Annotated in this window: 22 protein-coding genes; 18 read left to right on the top strand and 4 right to left on the bottom strand. The window is 36.8% G+C overall.

What is annotated here, in order from left to right; translation table 11 throughout:
* Nucleotides 1–12: 12 nt before the first annotated feature.
* The 3 genes from yaaA to dnaA all read right to left on the bottom strand — a co-directional run bounded on the left by yaaA (nucleotide 13) and on the right by dnaA (nucleotide 3037).
* On the bottom strand, nucleotides 13–228 hold the full coding sequence (yaaA, locus tag AC4G3O_RS14015) for a S4 domain-containing protein YaaA (protein ID WP_066109738.1): 216 nt from the start codon (nucleotides 226–228) through the stop codon (nucleotides 13–15).
* A gap of 114 nt (nucleotides 229–342) precedes the next feature.
* Nucleotides 343–1476: a DNA polymerase III subunit beta gene (gene dnaN, locus AC4G3O_RS14010; RefSeq protein WP_066109733.1), complete on the bottom strand. Its 1134-nt coding sequence runs from the start codon at nucleotides 1474–1476 to the stop codon at nucleotides 343–345.
* Nucleotides 1477–1684: 208 nt separating this feature from the next.
* Nucleotides 1685–3037: a chromosomal replication initiator protein DnaA gene (dnaA, locus tag AC4G3O_RS14005; protein WP_066109730.1), complete on the bottom strand. Its 1353-nt coding sequence runs from the start codon at nucleotides 3035–3037 to the stop codon at nucleotides 1685–1687.
* A gap of 582 nt (nucleotides 3038–3619) precedes the next feature.
* On the opposite strand from dnaA, the gene rpmH reads away from it, so the two are divergent.
* From rpmH to AC4G3O_RS13955, 10 genes are all read left to right on the top strand, one after another.
* Nucleotides 3620–3754, top strand: a complete 135-nt coding sequence (rpmH, locus tag AC4G3O_RS14000; RefSeq protein WP_066109727.1) for a 50S ribosomal protein L34 — start codon at nucleotides 3620–3622, stop codon at nucleotides 3752–3754.
* A 203-nt stretch (nucleotides 3755–3957) separates the two neighbouring features.
* Nucleotides 3958–4299 (top strand): ribonuclease P protein component, encoded by a 342-nt coding sequence (rnpA, locus tag AC4G3O_RS13995; protein ID WP_066109724.1) that lies wholly within the window; start codon nucleotides 3958–3960, stop codon nucleotides 4297–4299.
* Between the two features lie 139 nt (nucleotides 4300–4438).
* Nucleotides 4439–5212 (top strand): YidC family membrane integrase SpoIIIJ, encoded by a 774-nt coding sequence (spoIIIJ, locus tag AC4G3O_RS13990; RefSeq protein WP_066109790.1) that lies wholly within the window; start codon nucleotides 4439–4441, stop codon nucleotides 5210–5212.
* Entirely contained in the window at nucleotides 5209–5829 is a 621-nt protein-coding gene (jag, locus tag AC4G3O_RS13985) for an RNA-binding cell elongation regulator Jag/EloR (protein WP_066109723.1), read from the top strand. The genes spoIIIJ and jag overlap by 4 nt, the downstream gene beginning before the upstream one ends.
* A 352-nt stretch (nucleotides 5830–6181) precedes the next feature.
* Nucleotides 6182–7567 (top strand): tRNA uridine-5-carboxymethylaminomethyl(34) synthesis GTPase MnmE, encoded by a 1386-nt coding sequence (gene mnmE, locus AC4G3O_RS13980; RefSeq protein ID WP_066109720.1) that lies wholly within the window; start codon nucleotides 6182–6184, stop codon nucleotides 7565–7567.
* Between the two features lie 12 nt (nucleotides 7568–7579).
* Nucleotides 7580–9469 (top strand): tRNA uridine-5-carboxymethylaminomethyl(34) synthesis enzyme MnmG, encoded by a 1890-nt coding sequence (gene mnmG, locus AC4G3O_RS13975; RefSeq protein WP_066109717.1) that lies wholly within the window; start codon nucleotides 7580–7582, stop codon nucleotides 9467–9469.
* A gap of 11 nt (nucleotides 9470–9480) precedes the next feature.
* On the top strand, nucleotides 9481–10197 hold the full coding sequence (rsmG, locus tag AC4G3O_RS13970) for a 16S rRNA (guanine(527)-N(7))-methyltransferase RsmG (RefSeq protein WP_066109714.1): 717 nt from the start codon (nucleotides 9481–9483) through the stop codon (nucleotides 10195–10197).
* A gap of 138 nt (nucleotides 10198–10335) precedes the next feature.
* Nucleotides 10336–11217 carry a nucleoid occlusion protein gene (gene noc / locus AC4G3O_RS13965; protein ID WP_066109711.1) on the top strand — a complete coding sequence of 294 codons (882 nt, stop codon included), beginning with the start codon at nucleotides 10336–10338 and terminating at the stop codon, nucleotides 11215–11217.
* Between the two features lie 182 nt (nucleotides 11218–11399).
* Complete coding sequence (locus AC4G3O_RS13960) at nucleotides 11400–12161, top strand: ParA family protein (protein ID WP_066109709.1); 762 nt, start codon at nucleotides 11400–11402, stop codon at nucleotides 12159–12161.
* Nucleotides 12154–12996 (top strand): ParB/RepB/Spo0J family partition protein, encoded by an 843-nt coding sequence (locus AC4G3O_RS13955; protein ID WP_066109707.1) that lies wholly within the window; start codon nucleotides 12154–12156, stop codon nucleotides 12994–12996. Before AC4G3O_RS13960 ends, AC4G3O_RS13955 begins: the two co-directional genes overlap by 8 nt.
* Nucleotides 12997–13026: 30 nt before the next feature.
* Here AC4G3O_RS13955 and yyaC read toward each other — a convergent pair whose 3' ends face one another.
* Complete coding sequence (gene yyaC / locus AC4G3O_RS13950; protein ID WP_066109705.1) at nucleotides 13027–13665, bottom strand: spore protease YyaC; 639 nt, start codon at nucleotides 13663–13665, stop codon at nucleotides 13027–13029.
* A 546-nt stretch (nucleotides 13666–14211) separates the two neighbouring features.
* Here yyaC and AC4G3O_RS13945 point away from each other — a divergent pair.
* From AC4G3O_RS13945 to dnaB, 8 genes are all read left to right on the top strand, one after another.
* Entirely contained in the window at nucleotides 14212–14409 is a 198-nt protein-coding gene (locus tag AC4G3O_RS13945; RefSeq protein WP_066109702.1) for a DUF951 domain-containing protein, read from the top strand.
* A 172-nt stretch (nucleotides 14410–14581) separates the two neighbouring features.
* Nucleotides 14582–15682 (top strand): redox-regulated ATPase YchF, encoded by a 1101-nt coding sequence (gene ychF, locus AC4G3O_RS13940; RefSeq protein ID WP_066109696.1) that lies wholly within the window; start codon nucleotides 14582–14584, stop codon nucleotides 15680–15682.
* A gap of 140 nt (nucleotides 15683–15822) precedes the next feature.
* The gene (gene rpsF, locus AC4G3O_RS13935) at nucleotides 15823–16116 is read left to right on the top strand and encodes a 30S ribosomal protein S6 (protein WP_302621348.1); all 294 of its coding nucleotides are present in this window, start codon (nucleotides 15823–15825) and stop codon (nucleotides 16114–16116) included.
* Nucleotides 16117–16177: 61 nt separating this feature from the next.
* Nucleotides 16178–16684: a single-stranded DNA-binding protein gene (gene ssb / locus AC4G3O_RS13930; RefSeq protein WP_066109692.1), complete on the top strand. Its 507-nt coding sequence runs from the start codon at nucleotides 16178–16180 to the stop codon at nucleotides 16682–16684.
* A 52-nt stretch (nucleotides 16685–16736) separates the two neighbouring features.
* Nucleotides 16737–16979 carry a 30S ribosomal protein S18 gene (gene rpsR / locus AC4G3O_RS13925; RefSeq protein ID WP_066109691.1) on the top strand — a complete coding sequence of 81 codons (243 nt, stop codon included), beginning with the start codon at nucleotides 16737–16739 and terminating at the stop codon, nucleotides 16977–16979.
* 357 nt (nucleotides 16980–17336) lie between these two features.
* Nucleotides 17337–19310, top strand: coding sequence for a DHH family phosphoesterase (locus tag AC4G3O_RS13920; protein WP_491136363.1), 1974 nt, complete (start codon nucleotides 17337–17339; stop codon nucleotides 19308–19310).
* Nucleotides 19307–19753 (top strand): 50S ribosomal protein L9, encoded by a 447-nt coding sequence (gene rplI / locus AC4G3O_RS13915; RefSeq protein WP_066109684.1) that lies wholly within the window; start codon nucleotides 19307–19309, stop codon nucleotides 19751–19753. Before AC4G3O_RS13920 ends, rplI begins: the two co-directional genes overlap by 4 nt.
* Nucleotides 19754–19980: 227 nt before the next feature.
* On the top strand, nucleotides 19981–21345 hold the full coding sequence (gene dnaB, locus AC4G3O_RS13910) for a replicative DNA helicase (protein WP_066109682.1): 1365 nt from the start codon (nucleotides 19981–19983) through the stop codon (nucleotides 21343–21345).
* The last annotated feature ends 136 nt before the right edge of the window (nucleotides 21346–21481 follow it).

The following is a 21481-nucleotide window of genomic DNA, read 5'->3' as shown; positions in this document are numbered from 1 at the left end:
AGATCCTTTACTTTAATCCGTAATAATATAGGAACCGACATCCGGGATTTCAATACGGTCTCCAACCCGGAGCTTTCTGCCTCTGCGAACATCCAGTTCACCATTCACGTATACCTCATATTCTGAAAGAAACCATTTTGCGTTCCCGCCAGAGTCGATAATACTCGCTAATTTTAAAAATTGCCCGAGGGTAATATACTCGGTTTGAATACGTATTGATTCCATCATAATAATCCCACCTGTAAAAGTCTCTAAAAGTTTATTTTACTAAAAAATTTGGTTTTGCACAAAAAGAACCTGTTTCGATGCATATCCAAAAACAGGTTCTCAAAAATTTTTAAATCAATATGTTCTAACAGGCAGTATTAACTGCAGCATACTATCGTCATCTACACCTTTAAGAACAAATGGTCTCATCGCTCCAGTAAAATTAATAGTCACTTCTGTTACATTCAAGGCTTTTAGGGCATCCATCATATATTTCGCACTAAAGGATATTTTTAATTCCTCTCCCTCAATCGTTTGAGTAACAATTTCCTCAGTTACTGTACCAACCTCTGGTGTATGAGAGGAAATTTCAATATAGGAATTTCCCATTGTAGAAAGCTTAACAACATTATTTCTGCTTTCTCTCGCTAATAAAGAAGCACGATCAATGGCATGAAGAAGTTCCTTTGTATTTATTCTAACATCTGTTTTGCTTTCATTCGGTATTAATCGAGAAGTGTCTGGATAATTACCCTCTAATAATCTGGAGAAGAATAATAAATTTTTTGATTTAAACAGTACCTGATTTTCTGTAAATATAATTTTTATTTCTTCATCCGTGTCATCGAGGATTTTACTTAATTCACTTAAGCTCTTTCCAGGGACGACTACACTGTAGCTATCTCCATTCCCATTAATCACCGTTTTTCTCATAGCCAAACGATGGCTATCTGTTGCAATACAGATTAATTGCCCATCTTCTATGCGCCAGTTTACACCTGTCAACACAGGGCGTGTTTCTGAGGTGGACACTGCGAAAATAGTTTGACGGATAATATTTTTTAATAAATCGATTGGCATAGAATACATATGCTGTTCTTCCATTTGAGGAAGCTGTGGATAATCTTCAGCATTTAGTCCGTTTAGTTTATATTCAGCTTTTCCTGAACGAATAATTGTTTGCAGATGTGCATATACTTCCAAATCAACTGTGCTCTCTGGAAGTTTTTTTACGATTTCAGCAAAGAAACGAGCAGGTAAAACGATTGATCCAGACTCTTTAATTTCAACTAGTTCATTGCCTTCTTCTTCTGCTGGAATGAATGATTCAATAGAGATATCAGAATCACTTCCTGTTAAAGTGACCCCTTCTTCATTTGCTTTAATTTTTATTCCAGTAAGAATTGGTATCGTTGTACGGGTTGATACCGCTTTAAGAACATCAGTAACGCTTTGGACCAGACGGTCGCGCTGAATCGTAATTTTCATAAGTAATCCTCCCAGTATGATGATTGATTTTAGATACATATTTATTAATTTATTTATAAAAATAAAAGAAGAAGTAATAGTAGGGCCTGTGGAAATGTGGATAACTCAACTATTTGACCGAAAAACAGTCTATCCACATGTGGACAGACTGTGAGTAATCTTGATAGCAACTTAATTGATTATCAACAGTTAGTAACTGCTTCGTTGATCAGTGATTGTTAAGTTTTAAAGTAATTTCCTTAATATGATCCTGTAGCTGAGAATCGATTTGTAAAAGCTTAGATATTTTTTCATGTGCATGTATAACGGTTGTATGGTCACGTCCTCCAAATTCTTCACCTATTTTGGGCAATGAAGAGTCCGTAAGCTCTCTGGACAAATACATAGCAATCTGCCTAGGGAAGGCAACTGATTTTGTCCGTTTTTTAGCTTTAAAATCATCTAATTTTACATTAAAGTATTCTCCAACTGTCCTCTGAATATCCGATATAGCGATAATTTTTGGTTTCGAATTCGGAATGATATCCTTTAGAGCTTCGGCAGCTAAGTCTGCGTTAATATCCTTATTTATTAAGGAAGAATAGGCTACCACTCTTATTAGGGCTCCTTCGAGCTCACGAATGTTGGAATCGATTTGGTTGGCTATATAAATCATAACTTCATTCGAAATATCCAGTCGTTCAGCTTTTGCTTTCTTCCGCAGGATCGCAATCCTTGTTTCGAGATCTGGTGGTGTAATATCAGTAATCAGACCCCATTCAAAACGAGACCGCAACCGATCTTCAAGAGTCGGAATCTCTTTCGGAGGACGATCACTTGAGATAACGATTTGCTTACTTTCCTCGTGGAGTGCATTAAACGTATGGAAAAATTCCTCCTGAGTCGATTCTTTTCCAGCTAAAAATTGAATATCATCAATTAGCAGTACATCGACATTCCGGTATTTATTACGGAAATCTTCAGCACGGTTATCTCGGATTGAATTAATAAATTCATTTGTAAATTTCTCGGATGACAAATAAACCACTTTAGCTGATGGGTTGTGCTCCAATACATAATGGCCGATAGCATGCATTAAATGTGTTTTACCAAGTCCAACTCCCCCATAAATAAATAGAGGATTATAGGCTTTAGCCGGAGCTTCCGCTACAGCCAAGGATGCTGCATGGGCAAAACGGTTGCCGGAACCAATAACGAAAGTATCAAAAGTATACTTTGGTATTAATAAGGTTTGAGGTATCTCATGCTGATCGTCATCTGATTTTCTAACCCTTTTGGCCGGTGCTGGTAAATCATATTCTTCTTCCCTTTGGTTGTGAGGAATAATGAATTTAACTTCCAATTGTTCGCCTGTAGTTTCGTATAAAACCTCACCTATTACATCTGAGTAACGTTCCTCTAGCCAATCTCGGGCAAACTCGTTTGGCGCAATTACTGTGAGTGTATCCTTTTTTAAAGAATAAGCTTTTGTAGACTTCAGCCAGGTTTCAAAGCTTGGCTTGCTTATTTTCTTTTCTAATATTGATAATGAGTGCTTCCATAGCTCATCTATATTTTTCACTCGTCAATCCTCCTTCAAAGACAGCCAAACCACAATAAACTTGAATTAAAACAATATAAATAGGAAATGTATAAATATAAAAAACAATGTATAAGGAACATTATGGGGAATATAGGTTTTCGACAATATCCACTTCCTGTGGACAAAGTTATACGCTCCTGTGTAAAATCCTATCCACAGCTTATTAACAATCTGTGGATAATTATTTATGTGGATAAGTTATTAAGAATGAAAACAAAAAATATGATATCAAAAATTTGCTTGAGTTGCAACGTTTTTTGTTATTTATCCACAAGACTCAGTGAATGGGGATGAAAGTTTTCCACAAGAAGTGGGTTTGTGCAAAACCTGTCGAAAAGGGGTGTGGATTGTTAAATAGTGATAATTTAATTATCCACAACCTATCCATAGAGAACAAGGTAAATTTTAAAAATGAAATTTAAGCGATCCATATAAATTTATTTATTTGTAAATCAGAAGGTAGTTTTTAATGTTTGAAAGTATAAGTTGACAATTACGTATCACCATCTATATAATTGTAAAGACTGTCTTTAACTGTAATCCTCAGGGAGGTGTACTAATATGAAAAGAACGTACCAACCAAATAAACGTAAACACAGCAAAGTTCATGGGTTCCGTGCCCGCATGAGCACAAAAAACGGACGTCGTGTTCTTGCAGCTCGTCGTCGTAAAGGAAGAAAAGTATTATCTGCCTAGACCACTGACCATTTCAGTGGTCTTTTTTTAAGCTTATAGCGTTTTTTAATGATTAAGATGAGAAATAGATCAAAGTTATATACAGATTGGCGTTTTAATAATGCGTAAATTTGTTAATGATGTACAATGGAAATATAATGGGATTAGAAATAAATCGAAACCCATTTAAAAGTTGAACGTATGTGTTAGGTGCAGGTGGATATATGAACAAAGAGCGCAGGATTAAAAAGAATCAGGATTTCCAGGAAGTATTTAAAAAAGGTAAATCTTTTGCGAACAGGCAATTTGTTATTTACGTATTAAAGAAGGAACAGACAAACTTTCGTCTGGGTCTTTCAGTGAGTAAGAAAATTGGCAATGCAGTGACACGGAACCGTGTTAAACGTTATGTAAGGCAATCCTTTTTAGAGCTTGATGATCGAATCATGAAGGGGAATGATTACATCATTGTTGCAAGAAAACCGACCTCAGAAATGGACTTCCATGAATCGAAAGCGAGTCTAATCCATGTATTAAAGCGTGCTGGCGTCTTGAGAAAAATGTAGTGTAGGTTTTCTGTTATAAAAAAGCCTAAAACATTTAGGCGTAGACATCTAAAAGATGTTAAAATACATTCATTGGCATATAAGAGGTATTAATGCCTCTTAAGTAGTTAGGAGGAAATAAGGCTTGAAGAAGAAACATATGCTTCTCTTTGGTTCGGTTGTTTTTCTCATTGCTGTTCTATCAGGATGTAGTGAAGTCAATCAACCAATAGATTCAGAAAGTACTGGTATCTGGAATCAATACTTTGTTTATCCGCTTTCCTGGCTGATAATCAAAATGGCTGAGTTATTAGGTAATAAATATGGAATATCGATTATTCTGGTCACAATTTTGGTTAGATTATTGATTTTACCATTGATGATTAAACAAATTAAAAGTACAAAAGCGATGCAGGCTATTCAACCGGAAATGAATAGATTGAAAGAGAAATACAGCTCTAAGGATGCTGAAACTCAACAAAAACTGCAGCAGGAAACAATGGCTTTGTTCCAAAAACATGGGGTAAACCCATTGGCAGGATGTTTGCCGATTTTTGTTCAAATGCCGATTTTGATTGCGTTCTATCACGCAATTATGAGAACAACTGAAATTGCTAATCATAGTTTCCTATGGTTTGATTTAGGCGACAAGGATCCATACTTTATCCTTCCGCTAATTGCAGGTGCAACAACCTTTATTCAACAAAAAATATCCATGGTTGGACAGGATGATAATCCAACTATGCAAATGATGCTATATATTATGCCGATTATGATTATTGTGTTCGCAATTAACTTCCCGGCAGCACTATCTTTATACTGGGTTGTTGGTAATATTTTCTCGATTGCCCAAACTTACTTCATTAAAGGGCCTGATTTAAAGCAAGCAAAAGCCGATAAATCAAATGTAAAAGCCGGAGGTAAGAAAAAGTGAAACAAGTAACCGCTACAGCCCAAACAGTTAATGAAGCTGTTGAATCTGCTCTTAAGGAATTAAATACAACGAAGGAAAAGACTGAAATCCAAGTTGTAGATGAAGGGAAAAAAGGTTTTTTAGGCCTGTTTGGCTCAAGACCGGCTATCGTGAAGGTGACTGTAAAGCATGATCCGTTAGCAGAAGCAAAACAATTCATCGAGAATGTAGCAGAAAAAATGGGTGCAGAGGTACATGTTCATCATAAGCAAGAAGGCAAAGTTGTTACATTTGAGTTATCTGGTGAGAAAATAGCCATGCTGATTGGAAAAAGGGGACAAACATTAAATTCCCTTCAATACCTGACTCAGCTTGTAGTAAATAAGAACTCTACCCAATATCTAACGATCATGCTCGATGCAGAGGATTACCGGAGCCGAAGAAATGAAGCTTTAGTTAATCTTTCGGAAAAAATGGCTAATAAAGCTATCTATACAAAAAAAGAAGTTTCATTGGAGCCCATGCCATCATTTGAAAGAAAAGTGATTCATACGGCGCTGATGAATAATAAAAAAGTCAAAACGTACTCTGCTGGTACTGAACCACATCGTCATATCGTGATTTCGCCAAATAAATAGCGTGAACAAAATCTCCGAATGATTTCGGAGATTTTTTTTTGAATGCTTCCAGTTATAATTGATTGAATTTATCGGCTTTTAATAATTAAAAGAACTGGACTTTCTGATATCTAAACGAGTGTATTAGGGCAAAGTAGATATAAGGTGAAAAAAATATAAGAACAGAGTTCACAATTTAGCTGAATAATTTATATCTAAAAGGAAGATTGTGCTTAGATTCTTGTTATTCACATGTGGATAAGTTAAAATTATACGTACTGCATTTTAGTGGTTGTGGATAAGAGCGGCGGGTACAAATGGTATGTGTCGATTATTATAGATTTTTAATTTTGTTATGAAAGGAGTATAGGTCATGGATTTTGATACAATTGCTGCGATATCAACTCCGATGGGAGAGGGAGCAATCGGAATTGTTCGTATAAGCGGAGATGAGGCAATAAGTATCGCAGACTCTGTTTATCGGAGCCCTAAAGGGAAGAGATTGACTGATGTGCCAAGTCATACGATACACTATGGAAATATCATAGATCCTAAAACGAATACCATTATAGAAGAAGTAATGGTGACCGTTTTAAAAGCTCCAAATACATTTACTCGTGAAGATATCGTCGAAATTAATTGCCATGGCGGTTTAGTTTCCGTGAATAGAGTACTTCAGCTTATCTTAAGACAGGGAGCTACTTTAGCCGAGCCTGGAGAGTTTACAAAACGGGCGTTTTTAAATGGAAGAATTGATTTGTCTCAAGCGGAAGCTGTAATGGATTTAATCAGAGCGAAGACAGATAAAGCGATGAATGTAGCTTTAGGGCAAGTTGAAGGTAAACTGTCAAGATTGATAAAGAAATTGCGCCAGGATATCCTTGAAACACTAGCTCAGGTGGAGGTTAATATAGATTACCCTGAATATGATGATGTGGAGGAAATGACTCACCACTTATTTAAGGAACGCTGTGAATATGTCAGTGGGGAAATTGAAAAATTACTACAAACCAGTCATCAGGGGAAAATTTTAAGAGAAGGTATTTCAACCGTAATTGTCGGCAGACCTAACGTAGGAAAGTCTTCCTTATTAAATAGTTTGGTACAGGAAAATAAAGCAATTGTTACAGATATTCCAGGAACCACAAGGGATGTCATTGAAGAATATGTTAATGTAAGGGGAGTACCGCTTCGTTTGGTGGATACTGCCGGAATACGTGAAACAGAAGATATAGTAGAGCGTATCGGAGTGGAACGTTCCAGAGAGGTATTAAAGAAAGCAGATTTAATACTTCTTGTGCTAAATCATGCAGAAGAATTTACAGAAGAAGACCAACGTTTGTTTGAAGCTGTCAATGGGATGGATGTCATTGTGCTTATTAACAAAACAGATCTTCCTGGAAAGCTTGAAATTGATAAAGTTAAAGCTGTTGCAAAGAACTATTCGATTATTTTAACATCGCTAAAAGAGGATAAAGGTGTAGATGACTTAGAGGAAGCTATTTCTGGACTTTTCTTTGAGGGAAATTTAAATTCCGGCGATGCGACATATGTATCTAATTCACGTCATATAGCCCTTTTGAATAAAGCAAAACAGGCAATTGATGATGCACTGGATGGCATTAATGCCGGTGTACCAATTGATCTGGTTCAAATCGATTTAACAAAGTCATGGGAACTATTAGGGGAAGTTATTGGAGAAAGTGTCCATGAGAGTTTAATCAATCAGTTGTTTTCGCAGTTTTGTCTTGGGAAATAAGGAGGTAAAACAATGGCATATCATGCTGGTGAATATGATGTAATAGTAATAGGAGCAGGTCATGCGGGGAGTGAAGCAGGTCTTGCTGCTGCCAGACAAGGGGCTAAAACACTTGTATTAACAATTAATTTGGATATGGTTGCATTTATGCCCTGTAATCCATCAGTTGGTGGTCCTGCAAAAGGGATCGTAGTCAGAGAGATTGATGCTCTTGGTGGAGAAATGGGTAAAAATATTGATAAGACCCATATTCAAATGAGAATGCTCAATACAGGTAAGGGTCCGGCTGTGCGTGCGTTAAGAGCACAGGCAGATAAATTCGCCTATCAGAACGAAATGAAAAAAACGCTCGAAAATGAAAAGAATCTAACCCTCATGCAAGGGATGGTTGATCGCTTACTTATTGAGGATGGGGAATGTAAGGGCGTTATTACACAGACAGGGGCTATCTATCATTCAAAAGCAGTTGTTATTACAACAGGGACTTTTTTACGCGGAGAAATTATTTTAGGAGAATTAAAATACTCCAGCGGTCCAAATAATCAACAACCATCCATCAAGCTATCTGAACACCTTGAAGAGCTTGGATTAGATTTAGTCCGTTTTAAAACAGGTACACCGCCAAGAGTGAACGGTGATACAATTGATTACAATAAAACTGAAATACAACCTGGGGACGATGTACCAAGGGCATTTTCCTATGAGACAACGACCTATATTACGGATCAGTTGCCATGTTGGCTGACATACACAAATGAAGGAACACATACGATTATCGATAATAATTTACATCGCTCTCCTATGTATTCTGGAATGATTAAGGGTACTGGACCGCGTTACTGTCCATCAATAGAAGATAAAGTAGTTCGTTTTAATGATAAGCCACGCCATCAAATCTTCCTTGAACCGGAAGGCAGAGACACGAATGAAGTATATGTACAAGGGCTTTCAACAAGTTTGCCGGAAGATGTTCAAAAGGAAATCCTGGCAACCATACCGGGGCTCGAAAATGTACAGATGATGCGGGCTGGCTATGCAATTGAGTATGATGCTATCGTACCAACACAGCTCTGGCCGACATTAGAAACAAAAAATATTAAAAATTTATATACTGCTGGCCAAATTAATGGTACATCAGGTTATGAAGAAGCTGCTGGACAGGGGCTAATGGCTGGGATCAATGCAGGCCGCAGAGCTCTGAATGAAGAGGAGATTATTCTGAGCCGTTCGGATGCCTATATTGGGGTTCTGATTGATGACCTGGTTACGAAGGGAACGAATGAGCCTTATAGATTGCTTACATCCCGTGCTGAATATCGTTTATTGCTGAGACATGATAATGCAGACCTGAGATTAACAGAAATAGGCCATCGCATTGGATTGATCAGTGAGGACCGTTATGAACGCTTCTTGACTAAAAAGCAAGCTATTCAGAATGAAATCGAAAGGCTGGCTGCTACCATCATTAAACCAAATGAAACTACCCAATCTTATTTAAGAGAATGGGGAAGCAGTGAACTAAAGGATGGCATTCGCGGCAATGACCTGCTTAGAAGGACAGAATTATCGTACAAACATATCAGTCAATTAATTCCTGCAGAGAGTGAAGTTCCTGAGGATGTAGCAGAGCAGGTGGAAATACAGGTTAAATATGAGGGTTATATTGAAAAGTCGATTCAGCAAGTAGAAAAGCTGAAGAAAATGGAAAACAAAAGAATCCCTGATTTAATTGATTATGACGCTATTACAGGGCTTGCTTCTGAAGCACGTCAGAAATTAAAACAGGTTCGTCCATTATCTATGGCCCAAGCTTCACGTATATCAGGTGTTAACCCAGCTGATATTTCTATCTTGCTCGTTTATATTGAACAAGGGAAAATTGCAAAAATACCCCAAAATTAAGAGGTAAATAAATGAACATATCAGAATTTAAACATGCATTAGAGGAGAAGGGAATTGTTCTTTCTCCATCTCAGCTTGACCAATTCGAAACGTATTTTAAGCTTTTGGTAGAATGGAATGAAAAAGTAAATCTGACAGCTATTACGGATAAAGAAGAGGTTTATTTGAAACATTTCTATGATTCCATCTCACCATCTTTCTTTATTGATTTTAATCAGGATCTTTCTTTATGTGATGTTGGAGCGGGAGCAGGGTTTCCCAGTATACCACTAAAGATTTGCTTTCCATCAATAAAATTGTCTATTGTAGATTCTTTAAATAAGCGGATTACCTTTTTAAAAACCTTAACAGATGAGCTGGGTTTACAGGATGTCAATTTATATCATGATCGTGCAGAAACATTTGGTAAATTAGCAGCACACCGGGAACAATATGATTATGTTACGGCTAGAGCAGTTGCCAGATTATCGGTTTTAAGCGAGTTATGCCTTCCATTAGTAAAAAAAGGAGGCAAATTTATCGCTTTAAAAGGTGCCGGTGCTGATGATGAAGTATTGGCAGGGAAAAAGGCGTTGACAATTTTAGGTGGTAAAATGGATCAGGACTTTTATTTCCAACTGCCAAAGGAAGACAGCAAACGTCATATTATCTTAATAGATAAAGTAAAAGAAACGCCAAAAAAATATCCACGAAAACCGGGAACACCAAATAAGCAGCCATTAGAGTAAACTTTATTGAGACGGATATTCTAAAAAACGGTATAATAAAGATAGTTATTACCAAAAAATGAGACAATCTGAACTTATTTAAATATGATTTTTGCCAATGATTAAGCTAGTTGGAAGTTTTTTAAAGGTGGTGTAGGGATGACAAAACATCCTTTTTCACGTTTTTTTGGACTTGGAGATAAAGAACAAAATGTTGACAGGGAATCGGAAATTGAGACGGAAAAAGAAGAAATAAACCATGACGAAATCCATAAATTACCTATTTCTTCAATTGTACCAAATCGTTTTCAACCAAGAAGTATTTTTGATGATGAGAAAATTGAAGAACTTGCTCTGACTATAGAAACGCATGGAATTATTCAACCCATTGTTGTCAGAGAAATCCATGATGGACAATTTGAAATAATTGCCGGTGAACGTCGATACCGAGCCATAAGTAAATTGGGTTGGGATAAAATTCCTGCCATTATTAATAATCTCTCAGACACTGAAACAGCATCTGTTGCTTTAATAGAGAACCTTCAACGTGAGGAATTATCTCCTATTGAAGAAGCTGTGGCATACAGTAAATTAATTGAACTGCATCAATTGACCCAGGAAGGTCTTGCAAACAGGCTTGGAATAGGACAATCTACGGTTGCCAATAAAATCCGTTTACTTAAATTGCCGCAGGTGGTTCAGAATGCGGTCATGCAAAAGGCAATCACAGAAAGACATGCACGCTCCTTAATCCCATTAAAAGATCCTGAAAAACAGGCGAAGCTTGTCGAAGAAATTATTGATAAAGGACTGAATGTGAAGCAGACAGAGGAACGAGTCAACAAACTGCTTTCAGCTGATGAAGACAAAAAGCCTCGTGCCATCCGAAAAGCATTCAGTAAGGATATGCGCATAGCGGTAAATACTATCCGTCAATCAATGAGCATGGTTAAGGATAATGGAATTAACTTAGACTCAGAGGAAACAGAGTTTGATGATTTTTATCAAATTACAATCCGTATTCCGAAAAAGAGGAAATAATAGTTTGATTAATTGATAACTTGGCAATCCGATAGGTTGCCAGTTTTTTTTATATAATCAAAACTTTTTACAAAAATCGATACTTTCTGTGTGATAATTTTAAATATATGAACTTTGAAAAATAGAAACATGTTAAAATAGAAACGTTATAAGTCTGAATGTAAAGTGAGGCAGGTGACAACATGGGAAAAGTAATATCTATTGCAAACCAAAAAGGAGGAGTTGGTAAAACAACAACCTCAGTTAATTTGGGGGCCTGCTTGGCGTACATAGGAAAGAAAGTTTTGCTAGTCGATGTTGATCCACAAGGAAATGCGACCAGTGGAGTAGGGATAGAGAAGGCTGATGTTGAACAATGCATTTATGATGTACTTATTGATGATGTGGATGTTGCTGATGTTATTAAGGCAACGAAAGTTGAAAACCTAGATGTCATACCGGCTACTATTCAACTTGCAGGTGCTGAAATAGAATTGGTTCCTACCATATCCAGAGAAGTACGCTTGAAAAGAGCGTTAGAAGCAGTCGTTAATGAGTATGATTATATTATTATTGATTGCCCTCCATCTTTAGGTTTATTAACTCTAAATTCCCTTACAGCATCTGATGCTGTGCTTATACCTGTGCAATGTGAATACTACGCCCTTGAAGGCCTCAGTCAATTACTTAATACGGTTAGATTAGTCCAGAAACATTTAAACCATGATTTAAAAATAGAGGGAGTATTATTAACCATGCTTGATGCCCGGACAAACCTGGGTATACAAGTCATAGATGAGGTTAAGAAGTACTTTCAGGATAAAGTATATAAAACGATCATTCCACGTACCGTACGTTTAAGTGAAGCACCAAGCCATGGTGAGCCGATTATTATTTATGATCCAAAGTCACGTGGAGCGGAAGTATATTTAGATTTGGCAAAGGAAGTGGTTGCAAATGGGTAAGGGATTGGGGAAAGGTCTTGATGCCCTTATTGCTAACATGGAAGTCAGCAAAGAAGAAGTGGTACAAGAGATTGCGATTAAAAATTTGCGGCCAAATCCATATCAACCAAGGAAATCTTTTCAGCCTGAAGCTATTGAAGAATTAAAGAACTCAATTCTTCAACATGGAATTTTACAGCCTCTGATTGTACGGAAAAGCAGTATTAAAGGCTATGAAATAGTGGCTGGAGAAAGGCGCTTTCGTGCTGCTAAAGAAGCAAAAATGAAAACTGTGCCTGCTGTAGTTCGTGAATTTGATGATCGACAAATGATGGAACTTGCTTTATTGGAAAATCTTCAAAGAGAAGATTTAAATCCAGTAGAGGAGGGTGCTGCTTATCAGTCATTATTGAGAAACCTTGATATCACTCAAGAAGAATTGGCGAAAAGAATGGGGAAAAGCCGACCTCATATAGCCAATCATATTCGATTGTTATCATTGCCTGCATTGATTCAGGATTATATTTCTCAAGGAAAATTATCAATGGGACATGGAAGAGCATTGTTAAGCCTGAAATCAAAAAAAGATATTAAACCTCTGGCTGATAAAGTAATTAAGGAAAATCTTAATGTTAGGCAATTAGAGGGGATCATTCAAGGTTTGAATGAAAGTGTTCCACGTGAAACAAAAAAAGTCCCTGCTAAGGATATATTTATTCAGGAAAGAGAAAATCAATTAAGAGAACGTTTCGGTACAACAGTTAATATTAAACAGAATAATAAGCGTGGGAAGATAGAAATAGAATTTTTCTCCAATGAGGATTTAGAGAGACTCCTTGAAATTTTAGAAAAATAAAAAACCATTTATATGGTTTTTTATTTTTCTCTATAAATTATTGTCATGTACCTTTTCTTCTTCGAAGTTCCAATTAAATGTTGTAGTTATGGAAGCGGCATGATTATAGGATAAACCGGCTAAATAAATACCTTTTGTAATAGCTTTAGCCATTTTTAAGACTAAATTTAAACGAGTATTTTGAAGCACAAAGTATTCCATAAATCCACTAACATTAACGATTCCTGTAATATGGGCTTCTCCCACATTGGGCAATTCTTTATTTACACCGGCACCAGGCTTTACAGGGCCTTTACCAACCTGGATAATTCCAACACTTTTAACTCTGCCAAGACAAGCGTCTATTCCAATAATAAATGGATTTTCATGTATGCTATGAATATAATTAAGTTTTTCTTGTAAATTCACAGCATGGATTGGATCCTCTAATGTACCATATATATAAAAATTGGGCAGTGTTTTCTCACTTAACAATGTTCCAATTAAAGGACCAAGTGAATCACCAGTTGAACGGTCTGTACCGATACAAACAATGACAACAGGACGTACTTTATGAGAAGGGAGGATTGTGAGTAATTCTCTAGAGATAACATGGTGGGCATTCTCTTCCTCATATGATATTCGATTTGTTGTATTGCGTTGTTCAAAAAAAGAAGGCCTCATGTTCATAATTACCACTCCTCTGCAAAAGTACTATCAGTATACGGAAAATATAGGGATTTTATACACTGAACTTTGGAATATTTTGCAGACTTTCGAATCCTATATTCTTCCCATCCGGTTATCAGGATGAAAATACTTGTCTTTTTATATACACTTTTTCCTTCCAAAGCTGAGATGTAGTAAAATGGTTAACGTTTCTTCTAAACAGATTGATTTATCATATGTATACCCAAGCATAAGGAATAAAGAAACATTGTCATTATTCATTTATATAGGTATTTAGATCCTAGTAGATTTGAATAAGTTATATTAAAAAAACATTTAGTTTCAATTCATATACCCAGGTAATAATAGTGAATTGTTCTTTATAGCGAATTTAGTGTGAAACGTTATTCTTATATGATGAAATGAAAGGAAAGAAATTAGAGAAACGGGAGTCTAGGTAGATTTCTGTTTATTCTGGATGTTGGTTTTAATTGGAGGTCTGGCCATATGCTGATATAATTCATGGATATAAAGGGAAAAGTTTAAATAATGGAGGATTAAAAAACTATGGATGATAAGGATTTTGGATTGAATGATGTTGTTGAAATGAAAAAGCCTCATCCATGTGGTATCAACCGCTGGAAGATTATTAGACTTGGTATGGACGTCCGAATTAAATGTGAAGGATGTGACCATAGTGTCATGTTGCCCCGTAAAGATTTTGTTAGGAAGATGAAAAAGATACTTCAGAAACACGAGGCATAATCTCAAAGCTTAATGTACAGCTTGTATGCTATCATAATAAAGTGTAATTCAAATACTAATTGAAAAATAATAGCGGCTTGTCTTTTAGATGACTTGTCACTATAATTGGTAAAGGTTTATCACATATAGATTATATAACATTTAATATGTTTTCACATAAGGAGTGAATGATGTGGCATTAACAGCTGGAATAGTAGGTCTGCCTAACGTAGGGAAGTCTACTCTCTTTAATGCAATAACACAGGCTGGAGCAGAATCTGCTAACTATCCATTTTGTACGATTGATCCTAATGTAGGGATTGTAGAGGTACCAGATCATAGATTGCAAAAGCTGACAGAGCTTGTAGTACCGAAGAAAACAGTACCGACTGCTTTTGAATTTACCGATATCGCAGGAATTGTAAAAGGGGCAAGTAAAGGAGAAGGCTTAGGCAATAAATTCCTTTCCCATATTCGCCAGGTAGATGCAATTTGCCATGTAGTAAGATGCTTTGCTGATGAAAATATTACCCACGTTTCAGGTAAGGTTAATCCAATCGATGATATTGAAACGATTAATCTCGAATTAATTCTCGCTGATATGGAAACGGTAGAGAAAAGAATTGACCGTGTAGGTAAATTAGCTAAACAAAAAGATAAGGAAGCAGTTGTTGAGTATGAAGTTCTTTCCTTATTAAAAGAAGCATTTGAAGCTGAAAAACCAGCCAGAGCAGTTGAATTCACGGAAGAACAGCTCAAAATCGTGAAAGGATTACATCTTCTCACGATTAAACCAGTTTTATATGTTGCTAATGTTGATGAAGATGAAGTAGCAGATGCGTCCGATAATGATTACGTGACTCAGGTTCGTGAATTTGCAGCGAAGGAAAATGCTGAGGTAATCGTGATTTGTGCCAAAATTGAATCGGAAATTGCAGAGCTTGAAGGCGAAGAAAAAGCGATGTTCCTTGAAGAACTAGGCATAGAAGAATCTGGGTTGGATCAATTAATTCGAGCGTCTTATCAATTGTTGGGCTTGGCAACATATTTCACGGCAGGTGTTCAAGAAGTACGTGCCTGGACTTTCCGTAAAGGGATGAAGGCGCCACAGTGTGCTGGAATTATTCACTCTGATTTTGAACGTGGATTTATTCGCGCAGAAATCGTTTCTTATGAAGATCTGATGGCAGCTGGTTCCATGAATGCTGCGAAAGAAGCGGGTAAAGTTAGATTAGAAGGTAAAGAATACGAAGTAAAAGACGGAGACATTATTCACTTCCGTTTCAATGTATAAACAAGAGGACCGGTCAGTATGATCGGTCTTTTTTATCAATTTGCAAACTTCTTATATGTATGCTATACTTTTAACTTGTGAGTAATTGTAATTAATTGCTCCTTGCCCATAAGGGCCGTTTAGACCAAAAGGAGGTGACAGTGATGACAAAATACGAAGTTATGTATATCATCCGTCCAAACATTGAGGAAGATGGAAAAAAAGCTTTAGTTGAGCGTTTTAACACAATTTTAGCTGACAAGGGTGCTGAAGTTCTTGAAACAAAAGAATGGGGCAAACGCCGTCTTGCTTATGAAATCAATGATTTCCGTGATGGATATTACATGATCAACAAAATCCAAGCTGAAACTGCAGAGGCTGTTCAAGAATTTGACCGTCTTGCTAAAATCAGCGAAGATATCATCCGTCATATTGTAGTTAAAGAAGAAGAGTAATTTTGATTGAACATAAATTGTTTCATGTGGAACAATTTTCTAATATTAGGAGTTGATTCTGTTGATAAACCGTGTCATTTTGGTAGGTCGTTTAACGAAGGATCCTGATCTCCGCTATACTCCGAATGGTGTTCCTGTTTCAACCTTCACATTAGCAGTGAATCGCCCATTTTCTAACCAACAAGGTGAACGGGAAACAGATTTTATTAACTGTGTTGTTTGGCGACGCCAGGCAGAAAATGCAGCTAATTATCTGAAAAAGGGTAATCTTGCTGGAGTTGATGGACGTATTCAAACTCGTAATTATGAAGGTCAGGATGGAAAACGTGTCTATGTAACAGAAGTGTTGGCAGAGAGCGTACAATTCCTAGAGCCTAAAGGTTCATCTGCCGGTGAAAAAAGCGGCGGAAGCCAATATGGTGGTCATGATACCAATCCATTTGGCCAGGGAAATAGCAACCAAAACCAGAATCAACGGAAGGACAGTAATTATACGAAGATTGATGATGATCCATTCAGTAGTAATGGACAAACTATCGATATTTCGGATGATGACCTTCCATTCTAACATTGATAATTCGAACGGACGAATATAATTATAATGAAAGGGAGTGAATAATATGGCAGGCGGACGCAGAGGCGGACGTGCAAAACGCCGTAAGGTTTGTTATTTCACAGCAAACGGCATTACGCACATCGACTATAAAGATGTAGATCTTCTTAAAAAGTTTATCTCTGAGCGTGGAAAAATTCTTCCACGTCGTGTAACTGGAACAAGCGCTAAGTACCAACGTAGATTGACTATTGCAATCAAACGTGCTCGTACTATGGCTCTTCTACCATTCGTAGCAGAGGAAAAATAAGATTTTACACATAAAAACGGAAAGGGAATCCTTTCCGTTTTTTAATTGTATTTAAGGAAACAGTATTGACATGAGGAATTATTAATAAAATTACAGACATCGAATTACATTATTTTTAAATATTATTTCAATATAACATTATGGTTCAATGTAATGTCTTGTTTTTTGGATATCATTTTATTTATGCTTTATAATATTCTTTGTATGTATTTATTGTTTTAAATAGGTACTAATGAAGGGTATTAATTATACGCCTCTGAACAGGTAATTAATTGCTCTGTTGGTCATAATGGAGTTTTATCAAGTATAATGATAAGTAATACATAAATTGATCCACATTATTTAGGAGCTGAATCTATGCCATCTTATTTAAACAGGCAAGCGATCCGTTATCCCATCTACGCATTATTGGGTGTATCTTTAGTAATCATCGGAGTTCTTGCTTATTATAATTGGATATTTGCAATAGTAGCTTCTTTGCTTTTTGGCATTCTCTTCTTTCTAATATTAAAAATTGAATATGGAATACAAAAAGAAACGGAAATCTATATTTCCACTCTATCCTATCGATTAAAAAAAGTGGGGGAAGAAGCTCTATTAGAAATGCCAATAGGTATACTGCTTTTCAACGAGGATTATGTAATTGAATGGACCAACCCATATATGGCTAAGTGTCTCCAGGAAGATACTTTGGTTGGAAAATACATTTCTGAGGTTGCAGAACCCTTAATACCTTTGGTGAAAAGAGAGGAAAGCGAAGATATTGTAGCAATTTATAATCGTAAGTTTCGAGTAGTCCATAAACCGGAGGAAAGATTGCTTTATATCTTCGATGTTACAGAGCAAACAGAAATTGAAAAAATGTACGAAGAAGAGCGAACTGTCATTGGAATTATCTATCTAGATAACTATGACGATGTGACACAAGGAATGGACGACCAGCGAAAAAGCAGCTTAAATAGCTTTGTAACCTCCCTATTAAATAATTGGGCTAAAGAATATGGAGTCTTTTTAAAGAGAATTTCCTCGGATCGGTTTATCGCTATTTTTAGCGAAAGTATTCTTAACCACCTAGAAAAAACGAAATTTTCCATACTGGATGATGTACGGGAAACAACGGCCAAGCAAAATGTTCCGTTAACACTGAGTATAGGTGTGGGGAGCGGAGTTTCTGCATTACCTGAATTGGGCAGCATTGCTCAATCAAGTCTTGATCTGGCTCTGGGTAGAGGTGGAGATCAGGTTGCCATTAAACTCCCAAATGGAAAAGTGAAATTTTATGGTGGCAAAACGAATCCTATGGAGAAAAGAACTAGAGTTCGCGCACGGGTAATTTCACATGCACTGCGTGATTTGATAGTCGATAGTGATAAAGTTATTGTAATGGGACATAAGTTTCCCGATATGGATGCTATTGGTTCGTCCTTAGGGATATTAAAAATTGCCGAAATGAATAACCGTGAAGGATATATTATTCTAGACAGAAGTGAATTAGATTCAAGTGTTAAACGACTTCTATCTCAAGTGAAGCAAAAGCCTGAGTTGGACTCCAGATTTATATCACCTGAAATTGGTGTTGAGCTAATCACCGATAAAACATTACTTGTTATCGTAGATACTCATAAGCCAAGCATGGTCATTGAGGAAAAACTGGTTTCCCGGGCTGAAAAAATCGTGGTGATTGATCATCACAGGCGTGGCGAGGAATTTATAGATAATTCTATCCTGGTTTATATGGAGCCATATGCATCATCTACAGCCGAGTTAGTAACGGAGCTTATTGAATACCAGCCAAAGCGTGTTAAGGTAGGTATGCTGGAAGCAACTGCTTTGCTGGCTGGTATTATAGTGGATACAAAATCCTTTACATTTAGAACAGGATCCAGAACTTTCGATGCTGCTTCTTTTTTAAGAGGGCATGGTGCAGACACAGTCCTTGTACAAAAGCTTCTTAAGGAAGATGTAGATACTTACCTAAAGCGCGCAAAGCTGATTGAGGACGTTTATTTTTATCATAAAGGGATTGCTATTGCTCATGGTGATTTAAATGAATTTGCTGATCAGGTTTTGATTGCCCAGGCTGCAGACACATTGTTAGCAATGGATGAAGTGATCGCATCCTTTGTGTTATCACGAAAATCAGAAACTAGCATTGGCATAAGTGCAAGATCTCTTGGCGATATAAATGTTCAGGTTATTATGGAACGTTTGGGTGGCGGAGGGCATCTTACAAATGCGGCAACTCAACTGGATGACATTTCAATGGAAAAAGCAGAGCAAATGTTGAAAGATGCAATTGATGAGCTATATGAAGGAGGCACAAACAAATGAGAGTAATATTTTTAAAAGATGTTAAAGGAAAAGGAAAAAAAGGTGAAATTAAAAATGTTGCAGATGGGTATGCACATAATTTCCTTTTGAAACAGGGATTAGCTGTAGAAGCAACCGGCAGCAATATGAAAACACTAGAAAATCAGAAAAATAAAGAAGTACAGCTTGCAGCTGAGGAACTAGAAAATGCAAAAAAATTAAAAGAGCAATTAGAAAAGCTTACAATTGAATTAAAAGCGAAGACTGGTGAGGGCGGCAGAATCTTTGGATCCATTACCAGCAAACAGATTGCTGACGAATTACAAAAACAGCATAAGCATAAAATTGATAAACGTAAAATTGAATTAGAAGACGCAATTCGCTCTCTCGGCTACACAAAAGTTCCGGTTAAGCTTCATCATGAGGTAACCGCTACTTTAAATGTTCATGTGAAAGAACAATAAAATATTTTCCCAGGAAATAATTTTCTTAAAAAAAGTGATGAAAAGCTTGTTAGCTGATTTCATCACTTTTTTTTAGTATGATAGAAGTTACTAATGCAAATGAAAGTTAAAATAAATAATTTCCTGTACCTATTCTCTTCATTTCCATATACAATAGAATAGCAATCCATTTTAATTGCTAATAAAAATATATAATTACGTTTAAATATATAAAGGGGGTTTGCCGAATGAATGAGCTCTTTACTGATTTGGTTCCACCACAAAATGTTGAGGCGGAACAAGCGGTTTTAGGAGCAATTTTTCTTGTGCCTTCCTCTTTAATACTTGCCTCTGAGATTTTGATACCTGAGGATTTTTATAGAAGTGCACACCAAAAAATCTTCCTGGTTATGCTGAAGCTAAACGACAAAGGAAAGGCTGTCGATTTAGTCACAGTAACAGAAGAACTAAGTGCAACAAAGCAGCTTGAAGAGGTAGGGGGAGTTCCCTATTTAACAGAACTGGCGTCATCAGTACCTACCGCGGCCAATATAGAATATTATGCCCGAATTGTTGAAGAAAAGTCCGTTCTTAGAAGATTAATTAATACAGCAACTGGCATTGTACAAGATGGGTATTCACGTGAAGATGAAGTAGAAAGTCTCTTGGGTGAAGCCGAAAAGAGCATTATGGAAGTTGCCTCCCGAAAAAATGCCGGAGCCTTTCACAACATTAAAGATGTTTTAGTTCGGACCTATGACAATATTGAGTTACTTCATAACCGCGTAGGAGATGTAACTGGAATACCTACAGGCTTTAATGACTTGGATCACATGACAGCAGGCTTTCAGCGTAATGATTTAATTATCGTTGCTGCCCGTCCATCTGTTGGTAAAACAGCCTTTGCACTTAATATTGCCCAAAACGTTGCAACAAAAACGGATGAAAATGTTGCGATTTTCAGTTTGGAGATGGGTGCAGAACAATTGGTCATGCGTATGCTTTGCGCAGAAGGTAATATAAATGCTCAAAACCTTAGAACAGGATCTCTGACAGACGAAGATTGGCGCAAATTAACACTGGCAATGGGAAGCTTATCAAATGCAGGTATATTTATAGATGATACTCCGGGTGTCCGAATTAGTGAAATCCGTTCAAAATGCCGTCGTTTAAAGCAAGAACATGGACTTGGCATGATCCTGATTGACTATCTCCAGCTTATTCAGGGAAATGGCAGATCAGGCGAAAACAGACAACAGGAAGTATCAGAAATTTCCCGTTCCCTTAAGGCCTTGGCAAGGGAGCTAGAAGTTCCGGTTATCGCTCTTTCCCAGCTCTCTCGTGGTGTTGAGCAACGTCAGGACAAGCGTCCGATGATGTCTGATATCCGTGAGTCAGGAAGTATTGAGCAAGATGCTGATATTGTAGCCTTCTTATACAGGGAAGATTATTATGATAAAGAAACAGAAAACCAAAATGTTATTGAAATTATCATTGCGAAACAGCGTAATGGCCCGGTTGGAACAGTTCAACTGGCATTTGTGAAGGAATACAATAAGTTTGTTAATTTAGAGAGAAGATTCCAGGATGATGCCATACCTTCTGGAGCATAATAGTTTATAGACCGACCCACCAAACAAAGGTGGGTTTATTTTTATTACATCAATACACGAACATATTTTACTATTTTCATATAAACGTTCGTGAATTCCTTGAAATTACTTCATGTAATTGATACACTTAATTTGT

Source organism: Bacillus sp. z14 (2026) (assembly GCF_058313575.1).
The sequence above is the reverse complement of the archived record's forward strand: the minus strand, read 5'-3'. Positions and strand labels throughout refer to the sequence as shown.

Coding starts and splice junctions, on each gene's coding strand:
- mnmE (WP_066109720.1), top strand. CDS start 6,182: ATGGATTTTGATACAATTGCTGCGATATCAACTCCGATGGGAGAGGGA.
- noc (WP_066109711.1), top strand. CDS start 10,336: ATGACAAAACATCCTTTTTCACGTTTTTTTGGACTTGGAGATAAAGAA.
- rsmG (WP_066109714.1), top strand. CDS start 9,481: ATGAACATATCAGAATTTAAACATGCATTAGAGGAGAAGGGAATTGTT.
- spoIIIJ (WP_066109790.1), top strand. CDS start 4,439: ATGCTTCTCTTTGGTTCGGTTGTTTTTCTCATTGCTGTTCTATCAGGA.
- yaaA (WP_066109738.1), bottom strand. CDS start 228: ATGATGGAATCAATACGTATTCAAACCGAGTATATTACCCTCGGGCAA.
- dnaB (WP_066109682.1), top strand. CDS start 19,981: ATGAATGAGCTCTTTACTGATTTGGTTCCACCACAAAATGTTGAGGCG.
- rpmH (WP_066109727.1), top strand. CDS start 3,620: ATGAAAAGAACGTACCAACCAAATAAACGTAAACACAGCAAAGTTCAT.
- mnmG (WP_066109717.1), top strand. CDS start 7,580: ATGGCATATCATGCTGGTGAATATGATGTAATAGTAATAGGAGCAGGT.
- rpsR (WP_066109691.1), top strand. CDS start 16,737: ATGGCAGGCGGACGCAGAGGCGGACGTGCAAAACGCCGTAAGGTTTGT.
- rplI (WP_066109684.1), top strand. CDS start 19,307: ATGAGAGTAATATTTTTAAAAGATGTTAAAGGAAAAGGAAAAAAAGGT.
- dnaN (WP_066109733.1), bottom strand. CDS start 1,476: ATGAAAATTACGATTCAGCGCGACCGTCTGGTCCAAAGCGTTACTGAT.
- yyaC (WP_066109705.1), bottom strand. CDS start 13,665: ATGAACATGAGGCCTTCTTTTTTTGAACAACGCAATACAACAAATCGA.
- rnpA (WP_066109724.1), top strand. CDS start 3,958: ATGAACAAAGAGCGCAGGATTAAAAAGAATCAGGATTTCCAGGAAGTA.
- AC4G3O_RS13920 (WP_491136363.1), top strand. CDS start 17,337: ATGCCATCTTATTTAAACAGGCAAGCGATCCGTTATCCCATCTACGCA.
- AC4G3O_RS13945 (WP_066109702.1), top strand. CDS start 14,212: ATGGATGATAAGGATTTTGGATTGAATGATGTTGTTGAAATGAAAAAG.
- AC4G3O_RS13960 (WP_066109709.1), top strand. CDS start 11,400: ATGGGAAAAGTAATATCTATTGCAAACCAAAAAGGAGGAGTTGGTAAA.
- AC4G3O_RS13955 (WP_066109707.1), top strand. CDS start 12,154: ATGGGTAAGGGATTGGGGAAAGGTCTTGATGCCCTTATTGCTAACATG.